General features: G+C 53.3%; 18 protein-coding genes. 12 read left to right on the top strand and 6 right to left on the bottom strand.

The features are described from left to right. The first annotated feature begins 50 nt into the window (after nt 1-50). The 5 genes from PY990_RS10760 (at nt 51) to PY990_RS10740 (ending at nt 3,593) form a co-directional block, all read left to right on the top strand. Nucleotides 51-482: a YchJ family protein gene (locus PY990_RS10760; RefSeq protein WP_275271596.1), complete on the top strand. Its 432-nt coding sequence runs from the start codon at nt 51-53 to the stop codon at nt 480-482. Nucleotides 483-614: 132 nt separating this feature from the next. After that, nucleotides 615-1,088: an Hsp20 family protein gene (locus PY990_RS10755; protein ID WP_105028981.1), complete on the top strand. Its 474-nt coding sequence runs from the start codon at nt 615-617 to the stop codon at nt 1,086-1,088. A gap of 94 nt (nt 1,089-1,182) precedes the next feature. Further along, nucleotides 1,183-1,902 carry a 5-oxoprolinase subunit B family protein gene (locus PY990_RS10750; RefSeq protein ID WP_275271595.1) on the top strand — a complete coding sequence of 240 codons (720 nt, stop codon included), beginning with the start codon at nt 1,183-1,185 and terminating at the stop codon, nt 1,900-1,902. Further along, nucleotides 1,895-2,869, top strand: coding sequence for a 5-oxoprolinase subunit C family protein (locus PY990_RS10745; protein ID WP_275271594.1), 975 nt, complete (start codon nt 1,895-1,897; stop codon nt 2,867-2,869). The genes PY990_RS10750 and PY990_RS10745 overlap by 8 nt, the downstream gene beginning before the upstream one ends. Beyond that, nucleotides 2,859-3,593 (top strand): LamB/YcsF family protein, encoded by a 735-nt coding sequence (locus PY990_RS10740; protein WP_275271593.1) that lies wholly within the window; start codon nt 2,859-2,861, stop codon nt 3,591-3,593. Before PY990_RS10745 ends, PY990_RS10740 begins: the two co-directional genes overlap by 11 nt. On the opposite strand, the gene PY990_RS10735 is transcribed toward PY990_RS10740, so the two are convergent. Beyond that, nucleotides 3,594-4,037 carry a YkgJ family cysteine cluster protein gene (locus PY990_RS10735; RefSeq protein ID WP_275271592.1) on the bottom strand — a complete coding sequence of 148 codons (444 nt, stop codon included), beginning with the start codon at nt 4,035-4,037 and terminating at the stop codon, nt 3,594-3,596. A gap of 181 nt (nt 4,038-4,218) precedes the next feature. On the opposite strand from PY990_RS10735, the gene PY990_RS10730 reads away from it, so the two are divergent. The 3 genes from PY990_RS10730 to mnmH all read left to right on the top strand — a co-directional run bounded on the left by PY990_RS10730 (nt 4,219) and on the right by mnmH (nt 8,016). Continuing rightward, nucleotides 4,219-6,180 carry a DUF294 nucleotidyltransferase-like domain-containing protein gene (locus PY990_RS10730; RefSeq protein ID WP_275271591.1) on the top strand — a complete coding sequence of 654 codons (1,962 nt, stop codon included), beginning with the start codon at nt 4,219-4,221 and terminating at the stop codon, nt 6,178-6,180. Then, nucleotides 6,177-6,911, top strand: a complete 735-nt coding sequence (locus PY990_RS10725; protein ID WP_275271590.1) for a 3'-5' exonuclease — start codon at nt 6,177-6,179, stop codon at nt 6,909-6,911. Before PY990_RS10730 ends, PY990_RS10725 begins: the two co-directional genes overlap by 4 nt. A 70-nt stretch (nt 6,912-6,981) precedes the next feature. Further along, on the top strand, nt 6,982-8,016 hold the full coding sequence (gene mnmH, locus PY990_RS10720; protein ID WP_275271589.1) for a tRNA 2-selenouridine(34) synthase MnmH: 1,035 nt from the start codon (nt 6,982-6,984) through the stop codon (nt 8,014-8,016). A gap of 22 nt (nt 8,017-8,038) precedes the next feature. Here the strand turns inward: mnmH and PY990_RS10715 are convergent, their stop codons facing one another. Genes PY990_RS10715 through PY990_RS10700 form a run of 4 tightly spaced genes read right to left on the bottom strand, consistent with a single transcriptional unit; the run spans nt 8,039 to nt 12,229 of the window. Next, nucleotides 8,039-8,455, bottom strand: coding sequence for an acyl-CoA thioesterase (locus tag PY990_RS10715; RefSeq protein ID WP_275271588.1), 417 nt, complete (start codon nt 8,453-8,455; stop codon nt 8,039-8,041). Between the two features lie 19 nt (nt 8,456-8,474). Beyond that, nucleotides 8,475-9,647 (bottom strand): iron-containing alcohol dehydrogenase, encoded by a 1,173-nt coding sequence (locus PY990_RS10710; RefSeq protein ID WP_275271587.1) that lies wholly within the window; start codon nt 9,645-9,647, stop codon nt 8,475-8,477. A gap of 36 nt (nt 9,648-9,683) precedes the next feature. Next, entirely contained in the window at nt 9,684-10,178 is a 495-nt protein-coding gene (locus PY990_RS10705; RefSeq protein ID WP_275271586.1) for a DUF4442 domain-containing protein, read from the bottom strand. Nucleotides 10,179-10,192: 14 nt separating this feature from the next. Then, complete coding sequence (locus PY990_RS10700) at nt 10,193-12,229, bottom strand: NADPH-dependent 2,4-dienoyl-CoA reductase (RefSeq protein ID WP_275271585.1); 2,037 nt, start codon at nt 12,227-12,229, stop codon at nt 10,193-10,195. Between the two features lie 230 nt (nt 12,230-12,459). Here PY990_RS10700 and PY990_RS10695 point away from each other — a divergent pair, with 230 nt between their 5' ends. The 4 genes from PY990_RS10695 (at nt 12,460) to PY990_RS10680 (ending at nt 18,022) form a co-directional block, all read left to right on the top strand. Then, nucleotides 12,460-14,961 carry an ABC transporter permease gene (locus PY990_RS10695; RefSeq protein WP_275271584.1) on the top strand — a complete coding sequence of 834 codons (2,502 nt, stop codon included), beginning with the start codon at nt 12,460-12,462 and terminating at the stop codon, nt 14,959-14,961. A gap of 92 nt (nt 14,962-15,053) precedes the next feature. Beyond that, nucleotides 15,054-15,545, top strand: a complete 492-nt coding sequence (locus PY990_RS10690; RefSeq protein WP_275271583.1) for a group II truncated hemoglobin — start codon at nt 15,054-15,056, stop codon at nt 15,543-15,545. Nucleotides 15,546-15,549: 4 nt separating this feature from the next. Then, nucleotides 15,550-16,968 carry a DNA recombination protein RmuC gene (locus PY990_RS10685; RefSeq protein ID WP_275271582.1) on the top strand — a complete coding sequence of 473 codons (1,419 nt, stop codon included), beginning with the start codon at nt 15,550-15,552 and terminating at the stop codon, nt 16,966-16,968. Further along, the gene (locus PY990_RS10680; RefSeq protein WP_275271581.1) at nt 16,949-18,022 is read left to right on the top strand and encodes an asparaginase domain-containing protein; all 1,074 of its coding nucleotides are present in this window, start codon (nt 16,949-16,951) and stop codon (nt 18,020-18,022) included. Before PY990_RS10685 ends, PY990_RS10680 begins: the two co-directional genes overlap by 20 nt. Before the next feature lie 8 nt (nt 18,023-18,030). Here PY990_RS10680 and PY990_RS10675 read toward each other — a convergent pair whose 3' ends face one another. Then, entirely contained in the window at nt 18,031-20,064 is a 2,034-nt protein-coding gene (locus PY990_RS10675) for a TolC family protein (RefSeq protein WP_275271580.1), read from the bottom strand. Between the last annotated feature and the right edge of the window lie 11 nt (nt 20,065-20,075).

The raw sequence follows: 20,075 nt of genomic DNA, 5'->3' as shown, positions 1-20,075 counted from the left end.
GTGGTCATTGTTGTTGGTCTAAGGCTGGTTGTCTCCGGCTTCAGTCTAAAATGAAAAATCTTCTCGGTTCATCGCTTTTGCCCCACATGGTCCAAAAAAATAAAACACAGCCTTGTCCTTGCGGCAACGGCGTTTATCAAGCCTGCTGCCAACCGTTTCATCTTCACGCTATGTTGGCACCCACGGCCGAGGCGCTCATGCGCTCACGCTACAGCGCCTACGCCTTGGGTTTAAGTGACTATGTGTTGTCAACCTGGCACATCAGCACCCGCCCCAAACATCTCGATTTGCAGCAGGAACTTGCACAAGGCAAATGGCTGGGCGTGAATGTGAAAGGGCACTGGCCTCAGGGCAGCAAAGCCGAAGTAGAGTTTGTGGCTCGTTACAAACCCAACAATGGGCCTGCCAGCCGCCTGCATGAGCGCAGCCGTTTTGTGCAGGAAAACGGGCATTGGTATTACGTAGACGGCGATCTGTTTTGACCTGAAAAAATTGCACAGAAAGCACTTGAAATTTTCAGGGGTGGTTCATAAATCAGGAATGTGGGAAATGTCTCCAAGAGAGTTTCCGCACACTTTGAATAACTGATTTTTTGCTTCTCAGGAGAATGAATCATGGCAACAATCGACCTTACCCCTTTGTACCGCAGCACCATTGGTTTTGACCGAATGGCCAGCATTCTGGATGCCGCAATGCGTGCAGACACTTCAACCGGTTACCCTCCCTACAACATCGAGGCGCTGGAAGAAAACCGTTACCAAATCAGTGTGGCAGTCGCGGGTTTCGAGGAAAAAGAGCTTGAACTGGAAGTTGAGCGCGGCGTACTCACCGTTCGTGGCCGCAAAGCGGATGAAGAGGGCAAACAGTACCTGCATAAAGGCATTGCATTTCGCAGTTTTGAGCGCAAATTCAACTTGGCTGACTACGTGCAAGTGGAGGGTGCTAACCTGAAAAATGGCTTGTTGGTCGTCGAGTTGCGAAAGGTGATTCCTGAGCAAATGAAAGCACGTCGAATTCCGATTGGTGAATCGGGTCTTCGAACCATCGAGGCAGGCGAGGCAAATCAGGACAGACAAGCCGCCGCGTAAAAGCCGCCGCGTGAACAGTGTGAAGTGATTCGCGCATTGCAAAAAAAGCAGCCCTCGGCTGCTTTTTTTGTGTTTAAACTGAACCCCTCGCTTCTTGACTCGTCGTGCATCCATGCCCAGGGCTTACTTTGTTTCCGATCGTGCCATCCAGATAGACTGGGCCACAGATAGCTCTGCGACCGAGAATTACATGTCCGCCACGGAGTTGGCGGTGCTTCGTCAAGAGTTAATCCAGTCCATTCAAGCGCTGGCTTGGCCAGCTTGTCAGTGCGTGCAGGCGGATCAATCAATTACCGTGTTGTTTGCGAACTCAATATTTACCGCCGGGCAACATGAAATGTTGCTTGATCAAGTTCAGCAAATACTTGGCCAATTCGGGAAAGCCACATTGCTTGCAAACACCCCAGGCTGCCACCACCATATTGTTGTGAACTACGGTGGCGTTGCCGGGCAAGACCTTGCCTGGCTGGCAGAGCAAACCGGGCTAAGTCCGACTGAAGTGATTGACATGCATTGCAGTGCCATTTATACCGTTCAATTTTTGGGCTTTCTGCCCGGCTTTGCATACCTCACAGGTTTACCCAAACAGCTTCATTTCTCGCGTCGGGAAACGCCGCGCTCACGTGTGCCGGCGGGTACATTGGCCATTGCTGCCCATTACTGCGCCGTGTACCCCTGGGAAAGTCCAGGCGGTTGGCATTTGTTGGGGCATGTTGAGCAGGTGCTTTTTGATCCTGAACGCACCGATCAGCAGGGGCAGTCCCTTTTCAAGGCCGGTGACACGCTTCAATTCATTCGGGCTGATTATGCTTAAAGTGGTCAGGGCTCAAGGGCAGGGCATTGTCAGCGATCTGGGGCGTTGGGGCTACCAGCATGAGGGTGTACCGATCGGGGGCGTGCTGGATACTTTCTCGTTCAGCCTGGCCAACCTTGCCTTGGGCAACCCGGCCAATGCGGCTTGCCTGGAGCTGATGGGGCAATTCGATTTTGTATGCGCCAAACCATGCCTTGTTTTGTTTGCAAACCGGGGTGCGCATGCCTTGTTAAACAACAAACCAGTGTTGTGTGGTCAGGTTTTGGGTTTGCAGGAGGGTGATGTGTTGCGCACCCAGCCCCCAGGCTTGGGTTTCTGGAATGTGCTTTGCGTGCAAGGTGGTGTGGATATACCCGAAATGATGGGTTCACGCAGCACCTGCCTTGTCGCTGGTTTTGGGGGGCTGCAAGGCCGGGCCTTGCAAGTGGGTGATGAACTACATTTTGCCCATCAATTCACCACCAGCATTCGGCATGGTGTTCGTTTGGCCATGCCCTTGGCTCGCACTGAACATTCAGCCTGCTTGGTGCTTCATATTTTGCCTGGTCCGGAATTTTTTGAACTCAGTGAAAATTCGCAGCACCTGTTTACCCGTCAAAACTTCAGCTTGGGCACCCAAAGCAGTCGAATGGGGTATCGGCTGGAGGCCGTTGAATCGCCTTTGTCACTGAAGCGAGTGGTTTCTTTGCGTTCACATGCTGTGCACCCGGGTTTGGTGCAGTTGCCACCTAGCGGGCAGCCGGTCGTGCTGCTGTGTGAAGCCCAGGTTACCGGCGGTTACCCACGTCTTGGCAGTGTATTGTCTTGTGATCTTTGGAAATTGTCACAACTTGGGGGTGGGGAAAGCGTAAGCTGGGTATTGGTTAATGAACAGCAGGCGCAGCGTCTACAGGCCAGGCATGAACTCGACCGCAAACGCTACCAGCTGGCCATTGAATATAACAAGGCGACTACCCATGTGGATTAATGCAGATTTGGGCGAGGGTTGTGCCCACGACGAGACCCTGTTCAAGATTGTTGACTGGGCCAATATTGCCAGCGGCGGGCACGCTGGAGATGAACACAGCATTCGCCGGGCTTGCGTGTTGGCGCTTGAACATGGCGTGCAGGTGGGCGCCCACCCCAGCTATCCGGACCGAGCCGGGTTCGGGCGTCAAAAGCCCGACGGCTCAACTGCACAGTTGCTGGGCGAATTGAAACGGCAAATGGATTTTTTCGATAATATCGCCACGAAATTGGGGTGTTGCCCTGCCCATTTCAAACCCCACGGGCAGTTGTACAACGATGCGGCCTTTCAAGCGGTTGAGGCCGAGCTACTCATCAATCTGGCCCATGCTTTTCCGCACCTGAAGCTGCTGGCTTTGGCCAATAGCCCCTTGGTGGCTTGGGCGCGTTCTGCTGGCATCGAGGTGATCGAAGAGGCCTTCCCGGACAGGGCTTACCTAAGCACCGGCGCGCTGGCACCTCGAAGCCAGCCTGGCGCTGTGCTTCATGATCCGGTTCAGGTCAAGGCACAGGCTGAATTGATTGTTCGGGGCGGGCCATTGCAGTGCCTGGATGGCTTAAGCCGCGTGGTCACCGCGCAAACCCTGTGTGTACACGGCGACAATGCACAGGCTGTGGACAATGCAAAGGCTGTTCGTGCTGCGCTTACCGAACACGATCAAGACACATTCAGTGGCGCAAGCTGATTAGCTACCCGGATTTATTTCAGGTGTAAGCAAAGTAATGTGGTCAGGCACACCAGCAACCGGTACAAAACGCACATTCAATGGTGCCAGGCCGTGTTTGGCGCGAGCCTGGTTGCAACGCGGGTTCAATTCACCTTGGGCGTCAAATACATCGTATTCGCGGCAGGGTGAAGGGCGGTTTTCGTAAATGGTGCAGCTCACTGACTCGCCAATATTGCCCGCCAAGGCAATGCAACGAGGCTTGGTTTGCGAGCTGCCTTTCATGCAGCTGCGGTACAGGTTCATTTGCTCAGTTAGTTCAACCGGTACCACGCCGCCTTCGGCTGCAGTGGTTTCGCCCCAATAGAAGCTGATTCTAAACGTGGAACAACACACGCCGCAGCTTTGGCAAAGGGCTTCAACGCCTGCGCCGTCAACAACAATTGTGGTGGGGTTTGACTGCAATTTAACCTCGGAAAAAAACAGCCATGGGGGAGAGTTGCGCGAATATATTCCTGGCACAGGCGCAAAGCAAGCACTATTTTCAAGTGACGTGGCTTGGAAGAAACAAGCTTTTTGTAAGGCGCAAAGGCTACAATAGGGAAAACCATTATAAAAACCATTTAGCCCAGCAAATGGAGAGACTGTGAATCGACCGAATGCCGCTTCTGTGGCCGATTCGGGGGTTGCTGCCCCTGATTCAGCCCAAGCCAGTACCAGCCCCAGCGGGCAGATGCTGGACTACATCAAACAAAGGCTGGTCAAGCACGCGCCGTTTAGTGAAATTCCGCTTCGCGACCTGGACTGCCTGCTTGAAGGCTGCGCTGAAACTTATTTCGCACCTAACGAAGTGATTGTGCGGCCCGAGGACGGCCCACCCCAGTTTCTTTATTATGTTGAAAAGGGCTCTGCCGTGGGCCGCAAAGGCTTGGCTGACCTGTCTTCCACCGGGTTTCAATACGAAGCCGGGGAAATGTTTCCAGTCAACGCATTTCTTGCCAAACGCGCAGTTACAGCTACATATAGCGCCCGGGAAGACACCTTCTGCCTGATGTTTACCTTCGACAGCGTGCAAGCCCTGGCGCGTAAAAGCCCGGTGTTCTCCGACTATTTAACCCGGCGCACCATGCAGTTTCTGGATTTGTCCAGAAAAGCGATTCAGGTGGCTTACTCCTCTCAAACCCTGGCCGAGCAAACGCTTGAGAAGCCCTTGCGCGATGTATGCCGTCATGAGCCTTTTTCCTGTGCGCCAAATACGCCTTTGAAGCAGGTACTGGAAGTGATGCATGAGCACCGAATTGGTTCCATGATTGTGGTGAATGAGGCCATGGTGGTGGAGGGTATTTTGACTCGCCAGGACGTACTGTCTCGCGTAGCCATGGCCCAAAAGCCCCTGAGTTCGCTGATTTCAGAGGTCATGAACGCCCCGGTTCATACTCTGGATGAAAGTTGCACCGCGCAAGATGCAGCCCTGCTCATGTCGAGATTTGGCATTCGCCACGTGCCGGTAACCCGCAATGGAAAATTAAGCGGTATTGTTTCCGAGCGCGATATTTTTGCCATGCAGCGTTTGTCGTTGAAACAGATCAGCAGCAACATCCGCTCTGCGCAAGACGCCGAAATGCTGCGTGCCTGCGCCAACGACATTCGCAGTTTTGCCAAAAACCTGCTGGGCCAGGGCATTGCTGCCAAGCAACTTACTGAATTGATCAGCCACCTGAACGACGTGCTCACTGAACGTATTCTTGAGGTTGTGGGTAACCGGATGGGTATTGATGCCAACAGTTACTGTTGGTTAAGTTTCGGCTCGGAAGGCCGTTCGGAGCAAACCATTGCCACAGACCAAGACAACGGCTTGCTGTTTATTAGCGATCAGCCTGAAGTGGACAGGCCACGTTGGCTGGCTTTTGGCAAAGAGGTGAATCAAACGCTGGACCAGTGCGGCTACCCTTTGTGCAAAGGCAATATCATGGCCAGCAACCCCGAATGCTGCATGACTGCGGGCGAGTGGTTGAACAAGTTTGCGCGATGGATCGATGTGGCCACGCCTGAAAACCTGCTGCGTGTGAACATATTTTTTGATCTTCGCGCGCTGGCAGGTAACAAAGAGCTGGCGCAGCCACTTCGGGACTACATTGTGACCCGCGCCAAAGAGTCCACCATATTCCTGCGCTTGCTGGCCGAAAACATCATGCGTTTTCGCCCACCCCTGAACTGGCATGGCAGCATAGACACCACTGAAGTTGAGGACATTCGTACCCTCGATTTGAAAAGGCAGGGCACTGCCGTGTTTGTCGATGCCGCGCGCTTTTTCTCGCTGGTTTTCGGCATTGATGAAGTCAATACCCGCCGCCGGTTCGAGGCCGTGGCCAAGCGTTTAAGTGTAGAGGAACAGCGCCGCGATGCCTGGGTAAGCGCGTTTGAGTTTTTGCAAATGATGCGCCTTCGCATACAGCTGGATGAAGGCGTGGCCGTGCCCAACTTGCCCGATCAGCCCAATGTGGTGAACTACGACGTGCTCGACAACATTGACCGCCGAATATTGAAGGAATGTTTCAGGGTAGGGCGGCGCTTGCAGCAGCGAATCGAGATGGAGCACATGCGTTGAGCACAACTTTGCAAGGCCAGTTGCTGCCCACGCAAGGTTGGGCTAGCTACATCAGGGACCGCCTGGTTCAAACGCTTGATTTTTCCAGTCCAAACCCTGACCGTTGGGTGGTGCTAGATGTTGAATCATCGGGCCTGAACCCGAAAAGAGATCGGCTTATTTCGATTGCGGCCACCGCCATTGAGTTTGATGCACAAAGACGCCCGCGAATTTCGCTCACGGACACGTTTGAAGTGGTCATCAAACAGCCCCCCGAAATCGTCGACATGATCGAGTTTGAAGCCATCGACAAAAACAATATTTTGATTCACGGCATTGGCATTGGCGCACAGCAAAAAGGGGTGAAGGCTGAGGTGGCTTTGTCCGAATTCCTGCGTTATGTGGGCAACTCGCCGTTGATTGCTTTTCACAGTTGGTTCGATGAAATCCTGATCAACAAAGCCATGCGCAAGGTGCTGGGGCGGGCAACACATCGGCATTGGCTCGATCTTGAGCATTTGGCCGCGGTGCTCCACAAAGAAAATCACCAGCTTCCGCTGGATGTGTGGATGCAGCGTTACGGCATTGAATGTGAACAGCGCCACCAGGCCGCAGCCGATGTATTGGCCACCGCCCAATTGCTCATGAAACTGTGGCCCATGCTTCAAAAGCGAAAAGCCACCGAGTGGAAAGACTTGAAAACCATTGCCAACGGGCTGAAAACCCTGCCGGGGCGAAACTTGCCGACCTAGTTTTAAAACCGAAGCCCTGTTTTGCGTTATTCTGCCGGGCTGAACATTTGTTTTGAAGTTGGCCTTTTTCATGCATGATTTTTCCTCTTATGACCTGATAATTGATGCACGCTCGCCTCGCGAGTTCGAGGAGGATCACATTCCGGGTGCCGTCAACATGCCGGTGGTCAATAACGATGAGTATGCAGAAGTGGGTACACTTCACCGCACCGACAAAATGGGCGCCTACAGCATTGGTGTGCGCTATTCGCTGGCCAATATTGCACGTCACCTCAGCGAGGATTTGCCGAAATATCCCAAAGACGGCAAGGTGCTGGTGTACTGTTTTCGGGGTGGAAAGCGCAGCAAGCTGTGGTTTGATGCACTTGAAACCATTGGTTACAACGTTCAAAAATTGCCTGGCGGCTGGAAAGCTTACAGGCGTTGGGTGAATGAGCAGCTGGAAACTACACCCACCAAGTTTGAGTATCACGTTTTAAGCGGCCCCACGGGTTGCGGCAAAACCCGTCTGTTGTATGCCTTGCGTGAAGCAGGTTGCCAGGTTGTTGATCTGGAGGCCATCGCCCGTCACAGAGGCTCAATCATTGGGGCGGTGCCTGGTACTCCACAACCCTCGCAAAAGTATTTCGACACCTTGCTATTGGAAGAGCTCGCGAAATGCGATCCCACACGCCCAGTCTGGGTTGAAGCCGAAAGCAAAAAGATCGGCAATGTGCAAATCCCTGCATCCATGCTTGACGCCATGCGCAGGGGCAAAACCATTCGCGTGCATGCCGACATGAAGCAACGGGTTGAGCTATGGCGACAGGATTACAAACACTTTGAAGAAGATCCAGAAGGCCTGCTCGAGCGTCTGCGTTTTATTCGCAGCCTGGTGGGCGGCAAGGAATTTGAAGAATGGGAGCAATTGGCTGCCGAACGCAAAATGCCCGAGCTGTTTGAGCGGCTGATGCGCAATCATTACGACCCAGCCTACCGTCGCTCAATTTTGCGCGAGTACCCCAATATTGATGCATCACCTTTAATTGAACTGCATGATTTGTCTCCAGCAGGCTTGCTGGAAGTGGCGAAAAAAATTCGTGCGCAATACGACAGAAAAGCGTGAGCCGACCGCTCGCATCCAATCGTCAGACCACCAACAAAGCCAGTTTGCTGCGAATGCCATCGGGTATTGGGGTGGGGGTGTTACCGGTCTTGTTCACAAATACGTGGATGAAGTAGCCTTCCGCGCACAATTCGCCTTTGGCGTTGAACAAACCCAATTCATAGCGCACTGAGCTGTTGCCCAGTTTACCCACCCGCAGGCCGGCGGTAACCGGCTCAGGGTAGGCCAGGGGCTTTAGGTATTTACACTGACTTTCCACCACAAAACCCACCACTTCACCGTTGTGAATGTCCAGCCCGCCTTCTTCAATCAGGTAACGGTTCACCACACTGTCGAAGTAACTGTAATACACCACATTGTTCACGTGTCCGTAAATGTCGTTGTCGTGCCAACGGGTTTGAACTAGTTGATGCAGTGGGTATTGGGCCAAAGTGGTCATGGTCGACGTATGAATATTTTTAGTAGGCTGCTTGATAAATGGCCAAGGCTTGGGCCTCGTTTACATCGCGCGGGTTGTTGCTCAACAGGCGGGTTTGCAGCATGGCTGCACTGGCCATCACCGGCAAATCGTTCTCGCCAATACCCACTTCGCGCAAGCCAACCGGCAAACCTGTGGAAGGCGACAATGTGGCTGTGTAGTCAATAAAGGCCCGGGCCAGCTGCTCCGTATTGTCTCCATGGTGGCCCAGCTTCAACACTTGTGCCAGCTCGGCATACTGCTGTTCTGCAGCGGGCAAATTAAAGCGCAACACATGCGGCAGAACCAGCGAATTGCTCAAGCCGTGTGGCACGTGAAATATACCGCCGATTGGATAAGCCAGCGCATGCACCGCACCCACAGGCGCGTTGGCAAACGCCTGGCCAGCCATGCAAGAACCCAACATCATCGCCTGGCGTGCCTCGCGGTTGCCCGGTTCTTGGCACACGGTGTGCAAGTTGGCAGCCAGCAAGCGAAGTGCTTCACAGGCCAAAAAATCAGCATAGGGGTTTTTCAGGCGTTTGCTGGTATAGGCTTCAATGGCATGCACCATGGCATCAATGCCGGTGGCCGCCGTTACATGTTGGGGCAGGCTGAGTGTCCAGTCGGCGTCCAGAATGGCCAGGTCGCCATACAACACAGGCGAGACTACTCCCATTTTGGTGTCCACACCCGTGGTGACAATTGAAATTGGAGTGACTTCGCTGCCGGTGCCGGCGGTGGTGGGCACCAACACCAAAGGCAGCCTGTCGCTGGTCACATTACCCACACCGTACATGGTTTTCAGTTCTTGTTTGCCGCGCGCCAACACCGCAATCAGTTTGGCCACATCAAGCGTGGAACCGCCACCAATCGCTACCACCACATCAGCCTTGAATTCCTTGGCCAGTGAAGTGACCCGGTGCACCAAAGCCTCGGGCGGGTCGGGTTCTACATCGTTGCAACTGTGAATTGCGTGGCCTGCTGTGGCCAGGTTTTCACAAATGCTTTTAAAGGCCTCGGTGCCCGCAATGAAGGGGTCAACCAGCATGAACACCCTTGCGGTTTTCAGCCCGTGCTGGGTCAGCAAGGGGGTCAACATGTCAGCCATTCGCAGCGAACTGCCCGATTCGCACACAATGCGGTTCACTGTTCTGAATTCAAATGGGGCCATGCGGGTGTCTCCTTGCCGTGTAGTTATAGCAATAGTTTAGCCCTTGCGCTTTGGGGTCCACGCCCAAATGGCGCGAACGAAGATAGGTTCTTTGCTTTCACCATCAGTAATCGTTACCGCCACATCCACTTCACCACGTTCCTCGGTTTGCATCATGGTGATTTGTTCTTGTGTCAGCATGGCTTCAGCACGCATGTCGCCAGCGGCGCGTTTGCGGTAATCCACTTCCATGCGCTTGATCACTGGAATTGCGTTGGCTGGTACATTCAAACCCACCAAGGCGCCGGTGGCCGATTCTGCAATCATGATCATGGCAACCGCGTGCACAGTACCAATGTGGTTTTGCACGGTGGGGCGATTTTTGATCACCACAATTGAATGGTTGGGCTCAATCCACTCGAATTTCAAACCACTGGTTTTGAAATACTTCACCGCACGGCCAAACAACAGGGTAAAGGCACGGGTTTTTAAAGGTGTTGGCAATTTGTCCACTTGCGCATACACCTTTTGCAGCATTGATTTTTCTGTCATTTCTTGTTTTGCCTTTACAGGGTTACAGCCAGGCGAGTGGCTTGGTTAATTGCACGTTTGGCGTCCAGTTCGGCAGCCACCGATGAACCACCCACCAAATGCACGGGCACTCCCAGTGCTTCAATGGGTTCAACCAGTTCACGCAAGGGGTCTTGGCCCGCGCACACAACAATGTTGTCCACTTCCAGAATTTGCGGGCCGTGTGCACTCATCACATGCAAACCGCGGTCGTCGATTTTCAAATACTCCACACCTTGCATGAAGTGAACACGGCGGCTTTTCAAGCTGGCCTTGTGCACCCAGCCTGATGTTTTACCCAAGCGTTTGCCCAAGGGTTCGTCCTTGCGCTGGCACAGCCACACCTCACGTGCGGGCTTGGGAGGCTCGGCTTGCACACCATCAATACCGCCTGCATTCTTGGGGTCAAAGGTAATGCCCCATTCCTTTTTCCAGCTTTCCAGGTCGAGTGTGGGGGAAGGGTGGGCAAAGTCGTGAGTCAAGTATTCCGACACATCAAAGCCGATGCCGCCGGCACCAATCACGGCCACTTTCTGACCCACTTCTTTTTTGTGCAGAAGTACATCGATGTAGCTCATCACCCTGGGGTGGTCAATGCCTTCAATACCCGGCGTACGCGGCTTAATGCCCGTGGCCAGTATCACTTCATCGAAACGCTCTTTGGAAATCAGGGCAGCATCAACCAAGGTGTTCAGGCGAACATCCACTTTCTTCAATTCCAGCTGGCGTTTGAAGTAGCTGATGGTTTCATGGAATTCTTCTTTGCCCGGAATCTGTTTGGCCATGTTGAACTGACCACCAATTTCAGCGGCTTTGTCAAACAGGGTCACATTGTGCCCACGGCGTGCCAATTCAGTGGCAGCAGCCAAACCAGCGGGGCCAGCCCCCACCACAGCAATCTTCTTTTTGCGCTCAAGCGGTTTGTCCACAATTTCCAGTTCATGGCAAGCGCGTGGGTTCACCAGGCATGAGGCCCGCTTCAGGCTGAAGGTGTGGTCAAGGCAGGCCTGGTTACAGGCAATGCACACGTTGATTTCGTCGGCGCGGCCTTCCTTGGCTTTGATCGCGAAGTCGGGGTCAGCCAACAAAGGGCGGGCCATGGATACCATGTCGCAGGCACCATCGGCAAGCAACTGCTCTGCCACCTCAGGTTTATTGATCCGGTTGGACGCAATCACCGGAATCTTGAGCTCCTTGCGCAGGCGGGCAGTCAGTTCAGCGAAAGCCGCACGGGGCACGGAAGTGACAATCGTGGGCACACGGGCTTCGTGCCAGCCAATGCCGGTGTTGATCATGGTGGCCCCAGCTTTTTCAATTTCGCGGGCTATGTAGCTGACTTCATCCCAGGTGTTACCGCCCTCGACCAAATCCAACAACGAATGGCGGTAAATGATGATGAATTTTTCGCCCACGGTTTCGCGAATGCGGCGAACAATTTCAACCGACAAACGGGCACGGTTTTCTACTGAACCACCCCAACGGTCTGTGCGGTGATTGGTTCGCTTGCAAATGAACTGGTTGAGGAAGTAGCCTTCCGAGCCCATGACTTCAACACCGTCATAGCCTGCCTCTTGGGCAATTTTTGCCGAACGTGCGAAGGCCGCAATGGTTCGGCGAATGCCGAAGTCGCCAATTTCACGTGGCTTGAAAGGGTTGATCGATGACTTCACATTGGATGCCGAAACACTTAGCGGATGGTAGGCATAACGGCCCGCATGCAGCAACTGCATCACGATTTTGCCGTCGTGCTTGTGCACGGCTTCGGTTACCTTCTTGTGGTGCTTGATTGCACCGCTGCTGCTCAGCTTTGATGCAAACGGGTACAGCCAGCCTTCCAGGTTGGGTGAAAAACCACCGGTCACAATCAAGGCGGTACCACCCTTGGCGCGCGCCTCAAAGTAGGCGGCAAACTTGTCAAACTCCTTGTATTTGTCCTCAAGGCCAGTGTGCATCGAACCCATCATGATGCGGTTGCGCAGGGTGGTGAAGCCGAGATCAAGCGGAGAATTCAAATGGGGAAATGCGTCAGACACGTTACCGTCTCCTTAAAATTCGGTAGTTTTTTGTAATGTATTTACTTATGTTACTAAAAAGTAATTTTTATTGTTGGAGTCTGTGCTCAAATCAGCACCCAAAATAGCACGATCGGTCAATTTTTTGCGTGTTTTATTCGTGAAGAAATTACTGCGCTGCAATAAACAGGGGAACCTGTGCCCCCACGCTTTGTCCTAAACTGGTGTTTTACCCAGCAAGTGCCTCCTTCATGCAGTCTTTTCAGTATTGGGCGCGGCAGTCACGCCGTGCATCGTTTCGCATTTTGTTTGTTGCTTTGGTGCTGGCCGTGGCCGCCATTTCATCTGTGGGCGTGTTCTCAGCCCGGATCGAGGCAGCCTTGGTGCGCGATGCCAGCCAAATGCTGGGCGGTGATTTGGTTATCGAGTCCAAGCGGAATACTGCCAATGCACCATGGCTTTCCATTCTTGGCAAACCGGAATACGCAACACTCAAGCAAGCTGAAAGCGTTGTATTTCCAAGCGTTGTGCCCTCTGAGCGGGTCGACTTGCTGGTTTCGTTAAAGGCTGTGAACAACACGTATCCCCTTCGTGGGCAACTCACGGTTCGCAACGCACAGGGTCAAGATGAAAAAGTGGCCGGTGGCCCGCCTCAAGGCGAGTTGTGGGTAGACCAAGGCGTGCTGGGTTCGCTCGATATTCAGTTGGGTGATTCAATTCAAGTGGGCGAAATTACTCGCCCTGTGACCCGGGTTATTTTGGTAGAACCCGACCGTGGCGGTGGCTTTGTCAACTTCGCCCCCCGGGTCATGATGAATACTGCCGACCTCGAAGAATCCAAGTTGCTGGGATTGGGATCACGGGCCACCTGGCGGATTTACTTCACTGGCGCACAGCCGGTGATCAACCAGCTGATTTCCGAATTGACCCCAGTGCTGTCGCCAGTTGAAGAAATTGAAACACTCGAAAACGGGCGGCCTGAAGTCAGCGGTACGCTTGAGCGCGCCAATGATTTCCTGGCCATGGCCGCTTTGATAGGCACCATGGTGGCCTGTGTGGGCATTGCGCTGGTGGCGCACTTGTTTGCCAAAGAACAGGCCAGCGAATTGGCCGTTTTGAAAAGCCTGGGTTACACCCCCAAACGTTTGCTGCGCATGTGGGCTATTGGCATGGGCATGTTAACTCTGGGCGCTGGCGTGCTGGGTGTTGGCTTGGGTTGGGCCGCGCATTGGGGGCTCCTGGCGTTTTTGGCTGAACTGGTAGGAGTAGACCTGCCGCTGGCCGGTTTGCATTACCTGCCCATGGGTATTTTGCTCTCTGCGTTACTGCTGCTGGGTTTTGCGGCAGTGCCCACCTGGTACGCCTTGCGCGCGCCTGCAGTCGCTGTAATTCGGCACCAAACATTGAAAAGTAGCCGGGGGCAACTGGTGCTGTCAGTGCTGTTTGGCGTTTTTACCGCCATCGCAGTGTGCTTGTTGATCGTTAACAATGTGGTGTTGGCCCTGTTGTTGTTTGCTGGTTTTGTAGGCACCTCGCTGGTGTTTGCGCTGTTGTTCTGGGGGCTGCTCAAGGCTCTCGCCTATTTGGGCAAAGGCAAAAAAAGTGCAGGCACCAATATCGCGGTTTTTCAAAGCATGTCCAAACGTGCAAGCACCCTGGTGTTGCAGGGAGTAAGCCTTGCCCTGGGGCTGGCTGCACTGTTAATGCTGGCTGTGGTGCAGGGCGATTTGATTGACCGTTGGCAAGAAGCCGTACCGGAAGATGCCCCCAATCGCTTTGTATTCAACATTCAACCCGATCAGGTTGAAGGTGTTCAACAAACATTGAACACCGCTAGCCTTGGTCCGGTCAATTTGTACCCCATGGTGCGAGGGCGTTTAAGCGCCATCAATGGCGAAGTGATCACCGCGGATACGTTCACCGATGAGCGTGCCCGCAACACAGTGGAACGTGAACTGAATTTGAGTTTTGCGGACACCTTGCCCACGCACAACACCATCGCTGTGGGAAGCTGGTTTGATGAAACACCCGCCAAAGCCGAAGTGTCCGTGGAAGATGGTGTGGCTGAACGTTTGGGCATAGGCCTGGGCGACAAGCTCACCTTTGACATCGCAGGTACGCCCTTAACGGCTGAAATTACCAGCATCCGCGAATTGCGCTGGGATTCCATGGAGGTGAATTTCTTCATGGTGTTTCCAACCGAGGTGCTGCAAAGTTTTCCGCAAACCTGGATTACCTCGGTCAGCTTGCAAGATGACAAGGCCATTCCCGTGTCGCGTGAGCTGGTGCGCGATTACCCCAACCTCACTGTGCTGGACACTGAACTGGTGATCACCCAACTCCGTAAAATTTTAGGGCAGGTGGGCCAGGCTGTTCAGTTTGTATTTTTGTTCACTGTGGCTGCGGGTGGTTTGGTGGTGGTGGCCTGCGTGATGACAGGCGCCCGTGTACGTACCCGTGAGGCTGCAATTTACCGGGCCATGGGGGCATCCACTGCCCAGCTGCAACGCGCCGCTTGGCTTGAACTTTCCGTGCTGGGTGCGCTGGCCGGTTTGGTGGCAGCTATTGCTGCGCAAGGCCTGGGTTGGGGCGTGGCGCATTTTGTTTTCGAGTTTGAGTACTTCCTGTCGCCCATGCACATTGTGGCTGGTGTGGTTGCGGGTGCAGTGGTGTCGGTGCTGTTTGGTGCCTGGTCGGTCAACAAGGTTTGCCGCGCCCCAGTAATGCAAACCTTAAGGCAAGCTGCTGCTTAGCAAGCCAGCGACTAATCGAATTACAGTCGAATTTACATGGCAGTGCACGGTTACAATGTGGGATATATACCCATATTCATACCGGCACCTTCATGAGCAACAACGATTCAACCAGTAACACCACCAGCGCCGACGCGCAACCCAAGCCGCCGATTGTCTACTTCGGCAGTACGCCAGAGGAGCAACAAGCTGGCGTGCGCAAGCTGGTTGATCTGTTCTACGACGAAATGGATCAAAATCCGAGTTTCGAGCGCATTCGCAAACTGCACCCGGTTCACCTGGACCATTCACGCGAAAAGTTTTACCTGTTTTTGTCGGGCTGGCTGGGCGGGCCCGACCTGTACTCACCGCAGTTTGGTCACCCACGCTTGCGCATGCGTCACATGCCATTTCCAATTTCCAGTGAAGACCGCGACCAGTGGTTGCTGTGCATGGTGAACTCGCTGCGCGCCATGCAACTGCCCGAGAAAGTGATTGAAGGGCTAATGCTTTCATTCTTCCGCACAGCAGACTGGATGCGCAACAAACCCGATCCCGAAGGCAGTGCCAAGGGCTTGAACACTGTTTCGATCAAGGGCGAATAAGTTGATGGACGGACAACTGATTTGGGCCGTGGTGGGCTTGCTGTTGCTGGTGTTGTTCGGCTTGGTACTGGTGTACCGAAGAATGACGGTCGACAACTCGACTGAACTGGCTCAGTTTCAGCAGCAGGTTCTTGCCAATCTGGATGAACTGCTCGACGCGCAGGCACAGCAGCGTTTTGTATCTGAAGAATTGGGCAAGCAACTTCGCTTGCTTAACCAAGACATCGAAGCGCGGCAAAGCAAGCAGTCTGAATTGTTGACGCAAACTTTTGCACAGGCACGCACGGAAAGCCAGCAGGCCGCGCATGGTTTGCAGCAGGTTATCGTCGGGCAGTTCACGCAGGGCAATCAGATTCAGGCTGAAAAGCTGAACCAGTTTTCTGAAACACTGCACCGCACCAACACCCTGATTCAAGACCAGCTCACGCAAATTCGCTTGTCGGTTGAGCAGAAATTGAAAGATATTCAAGACGACAACGCCAGCAAGCTGGAATTGATGCGAAAAACAGTGGACGAGAAACTGCACGCCACACTTGAAACCCGCTTGGGCGAGTCCTTCAAGCAAGTGAGCGAACGCCTTGAGCAGGTGTACAAAGGCTTGGGCGAAATGCAAACACTGGCCACCGGTGTGGGCGATTTGAAGCGCGTGCTTACCAATGTAAAAAGCCGGGGTACCTGGGGCGAGGTGCAGCTGCAAGCCCTGCTTGAGCAAATGCTGACCCCCTCGCAATTTGGTCGCAACATCAAGCCAGTGCCCGGCAGCCACAACATTGTTGAATTTGCAGTGCGCCTGCCCGGTAAGGAAGACGATCAACCTGTGTGGTTGCCCATCGATTCAAAATTCCCTAAAGAACAATACGAGCGCCTTCAGGAGTGCTTTGACCGGGCAGATGCCGATGGCGTTGCAGTCGCTTCCAAAGCGCTTGAAATGGCCATACGCGCTGAAGCAAAAACCATTGCCGAGAAATACCTGGCCCCCCCATACACCACCGATTTCGGTATTCTGTTTTTGCCCACCGAGGGCCTCTATGCAGAGGTGGTGAAGCGCCCTGGTTTGGTCGACGACCTGCAACGCCTTCACAGGGTCACCGTTGCAGGGCCAATCACTTTAACCACATTGTTGAACGCCTTGCAGTTGGGCTTTAAAACACTGGCGCTTGAAAAACGTTCAAGCGAGGTGTGGACTGTGCTCAGCGCTGTTAAAACCGAATTCGGAAAATTTGGCGACATACTTGCCAAAACACGCGACACGCTAGAGCGCGCTGCCAAAAATATCGAGCAGGCTGAAACACGTTCACGTGTGATGCAGAAAAAACTGAAAGGGGTAGATGAACTGCCCGAAAAAGATGCGATTGAATTGCTCGGTTTAAACGATGGCAAGGTCGACCTGCTGGATGATGACGATGCGCCCGCAAACGCTTGATACCCTGCCGCGCGTGGCTTTGGTGGCCACGGGTGGCACCATCGCCGGTACGCTGATCGAGGGTTCTGAAACCTGGGCTTATGAATCGGCCCAGCGTAGCGGTGAAAGCCTTGTAATGGGAATACCCGGTTTGCTTCGCCGTGCGCAGTGGCATTTTGAGCAGCCGTACAGCATTGGTAGTCAAAATCTTGAATTGGCTCACATGTTGCAACTGCGTGCTGCGTTGATCCGTTTGCTTCAGTCCCCTGGCATCGACGCAATTGTGGTGACGCACGGCACCGACACCATGGAAGACATGTTGTACTTCCTTTATCTCACTTTGCCTGCTGCGCTTTTGGTCAAACCCTTGGTTTTTACAGGGGCCATGCTGCCTTCGGATGCCGAGGATGCCGACGGGCCTGCCAATTTAAGCGGCGCTCTCGACTTTGCAGTGCAGTGTTTACCGGGTAGCCCGCTTGGCTGCGCAGTACCATTTGGTTTGTATATGCAGGGTTTGTTTACGCCTGCGCAACATGTTGAGAAGCAAAGCACTGCAAGCTTGGATGCATTTGATGGCCCATATTCTGTGCTGCCGAATGCGAACTGGTTTAATAATTTTACCGCGTTAAACCCACCCGCCGATGAGGGAATACCTGGTCAGTTTTCCAATTTGTTTGATGCAGGCACACAAGCGCACCCTTTGTTTGAAGCCATGGAGGTGCCCGTGGTGTTTTGTGCGCCAGGCAATGGGCCTTTGCGTCAATTGAATGATTTGCTGAACCGCAAACCTGCTTCAGTAGTGGTGGCTGCACCCGGGCATGGCAATATTCCAGAGGCTTGTGTACCGGTGTTACGTCGCTTGCTGTTAAATGGTGTCAGTGTTGTACGTGCAAGCCGTGTGGCAGCAGGTGGTGTAGAGCAGGGTGGTGAGTTCAACGCGCTAGACGATTTTCAGCTTAGTGTGCTTCCCGCAGGAGCGGCTGGGGTTTATTCAGAATCAGGCAGCTTGAGCCTGAGCAAGTGCGTGGTGTACGAGCGACTGCGGGTGTTGGCCCGCAGCCTGATTGGGCAGTAATTGCAGAATTAATCGACCTTGGCTTCAGCAAGATTCAGGTTTTTTCTTCTTTGGGTTTGAGCCGTGGTCACAGGCATGTTTTGTTCCCGGATAATTTGCCAAATGCCTTTGTTTTCTTTCCAGGTCAGTACCTTTTTTGAGCGTTCTTGATAAAGTTTTGCACGGTAATCTTGAACAAAACTGATTTCGTACTCATCGGGTTTGTCAAAACTGGGTATCACCTGCAAGTCAGAAATTTCGATGTCGATTCCCTGTGCTTTTGAAATTCGATCACGTCGGTTGCTGACCCATGCTTCGTAGCTGCCTTCTTCTGGCTTGAAGTTTGGCGCGTAAAAGGCAATGTAACTGTTCAAGTCTTTGCTTTCCCAAGCCTTGGCCCATGCCTTGGTTTTGTCGATCAGGCTTTTGGAGACTTCCGCAGGGTCACCAAACGCAGCCACTTGTTGGTTGGCCACGCCACCATTGTCCAGCTGAGCCAACTGAATTGGAGGCAAGCTGTTTATGGCATCCACTGACTTTAAGGCTTCATCGAATCCGATGTTGGGCAAATCGAAGTCTTCCAGATTAATCAAGCTGGCTGGACAACCTTCAGCTTCAGCACCGCTTTGGGTTTGCTCTTTGTAGAACAGCACATTGCGCTTGGTGGGCTCGTCGGCATTGACCAGTGCATCCACCGCAAACAGTGTGGTGAGCTGGCCGGTGGCAGCCAGCAATTTTAGTTTTGAAATGCTCAAATCAGCTTCAATATTGATCAGGGCACGCTGGGCCTGATAGTACTCATTTTCAGCACTCAGCAAATCGAGCAGGCTGCGTCGGCCCACCGCGAATTGTTGTTCATAGGCTGCACGTGCTTTGGTAATTGCAGCGGCTTGTTCGCGAAAGTAATTCAGTTTTTTTTGTGAACTGACCACATCGAAAAGCGAGGTTTGGGTGGATTGTCGAATGGCTCTGCAAATAACAAGTTTGTCGTCCAGGCTGCGAAGTCGACGTTTGATCGCAGCATTTCGGGAGGCATTGTCGGCGCCACCGCGGTACAGGTTAATCGTGGCCAGCAAGTCAATTGATGAAATTTGACGTTCGTCGAATGTGGAAAGGTAGTTGCTGTACACATCGGTTTTTGCACGCAAATCAAGGCGGGGATGAAAGCCCTCGCTGGCCGCAGTCACTTCCTGTTTGGCCGTGGTGATGGATGCGTTGGATGCCTTGAGCAGTGGGTGGTTGTTCAGGGCGAACACCAAGCGTTCTCTATTTTCAACTTCAAAGTTTGCGTTTACAACATATTCCCCGGCTTGGTTGACAGGCCAAACCGTGTCGGTAATTCGTTGATAGTTGGCCATCGCAGAGAAAGTGTTGGCCTTCTCGGTGGCCAGGTTACCCAAGGCCAGGGTGTATCGGCTGCGTGCCTGTTCCAGATCAGATTGACGGGTCACGCCACTTTTGACCTTTTCTTCAATGCGGTTCATCAGGTCTTGGTGATATTTCAAGTTGTCTTCCGACAGGCGAGTCAGTGCCTGAAAGCGGGACACATCAACATGTGCGCTAGAGGCCTCAAACGCAACCTGATTGGCTTTGTTCAGGTATCGGTAATAGCTTTGCATGGCTCCGGAGTAAGCCGCGAGGTAACGAGCCTGGGAGGCAAAACCGTTGTACAGGTTTTGGCGTGCTTCAATGCCGTAGGAGTTTGCGTTGTAGGTGCGTGTGTCTGCGTCTTCGATCCGGGTACGTTCGCGACCAGCAGAGCCCCGTGCATCGACAGTGGGTAGCAAAGTGCCAAATACTACGTTGGCTTCTTCCATTTGCGCCTCGAGTGCATGCACATCGGCATCCAGTGTCGGACTGTTTTGCAGGCCTTTAATTACACTTTGTTGCAAGGGATTTGGCGCATTGTTTTCAGTTGCTTGCGTCGCTGATTGGGCTGGCACTTCGGTTACAGCCTGGCTTTCCTGTGCCCAGGCGGCAGGGGCACTCAGGGAGAGCAAGGCGAGGAGCATGGCCGCAGGCAAGGTTTTCAGCGTGGGGTTTGGTGTGTTGCTTGTGTTCATGTTGACTCGGT

This window comes from Limnobacter olei (genome assembly GCF_029087225.1).
GTDB lineage: Bacteria > Pseudomonadota > Gammaproteobacteria > Burkholderiales > Burkholderiaceae_B > Limnobacter > Limnobacter olei.
The sequence above is the reverse complement of the archived record's forward strand: the minus strand, read 5'-3'. Positions and strand labels throughout refer to the sequence as shown.

Bases quoted from the DNA above. Each gene is read 5' to 3' on its own strand.
- PY990_RS10760 (WP_275271596.1), top strand. From the start codon at position 51: ATGAAAAATCTTCTCGGTTCATCGCTTTTGCCCCACATGGTCCAAAAA.
- PY990_RS10755 (WP_105028981.1), top strand. From the start codon at position 615: ATGGCAACAATCGACCTTACCCCTTTGTACCGCAGCACCATTGGTTTT.
- PY990_RS10745 (WP_275271594.1), top strand. From the start codon at position 1,895: ATGCTTAAAGTGGTCAGGGCTCAAGGGCAGGGCATTGTCAGCGATCTG.
- PY990_RS10740 (WP_275271593.1), top strand. From the start codon at position 2,859: ATGTGGATTAATGCAGATTTGGGCGAGGGTTGTGCCCACGACGAGACC.
- mnmH (WP_275271589.1), top strand. From the start codon at position 6,982: ATGCATGATTTTTCCTCTTATGACCTGATAATTGATGCACGCTCGCCT.
- PY990_RS10715 (WP_275271588.1), bottom strand. From the start codon at position 8,455: ATGACCACTTTGGCCCAATACCCACTGCATCAACTAGTTCAAACCCGT.
- PY990_RS10710 (WP_275271587.1), bottom strand. From the start codon at position 9,647: ATGGCCCCATTTGAATTCAGAACAGTGAACCGCATTGTGTGCGAATCG.
- PY990_RS10705 (WP_275271586.1), bottom strand. From the start codon at position 10,178: ATGACAGAAAAATCAATGCTGCAAAAGGTGTATGCGCAAGTGGACAAA.
- PY990_RS10695 (WP_275271584.1), top strand. From the start codon at position 12,460: ATGCAGTCTTTTCAGTATTGGGCGCGGCAGTCACGCCGTGCATCGTTT.
- PY990_RS10690 (WP_275271583.1), top strand. From the start codon at position 15,054: ATGAGCAACAACGATTCAACCAGTAACACCACCAGCGCCGACGCGCAA.
- PY990_RS10685 (WP_275271582.1), top strand. From the start codon at position 15,550: ATGGACGGACAACTGATTTGGGCCGTGGTGGGCTTGCTGTTGCTGGTG.
- PY990_RS10680 (WP_275271581.1), top strand. From the start codon at position 16,949: ATGCGCCCGCAAACGCTTGATACCCTGCCGCGCGTGGCTTTGGTGGCC.
- PY990_RS10675 (WP_275271580.1), bottom strand. From the start codon at position 20,064: ATGAACACAAGCAACACACCAAACCCCACGCTGAAAACCTTGCCTGCG.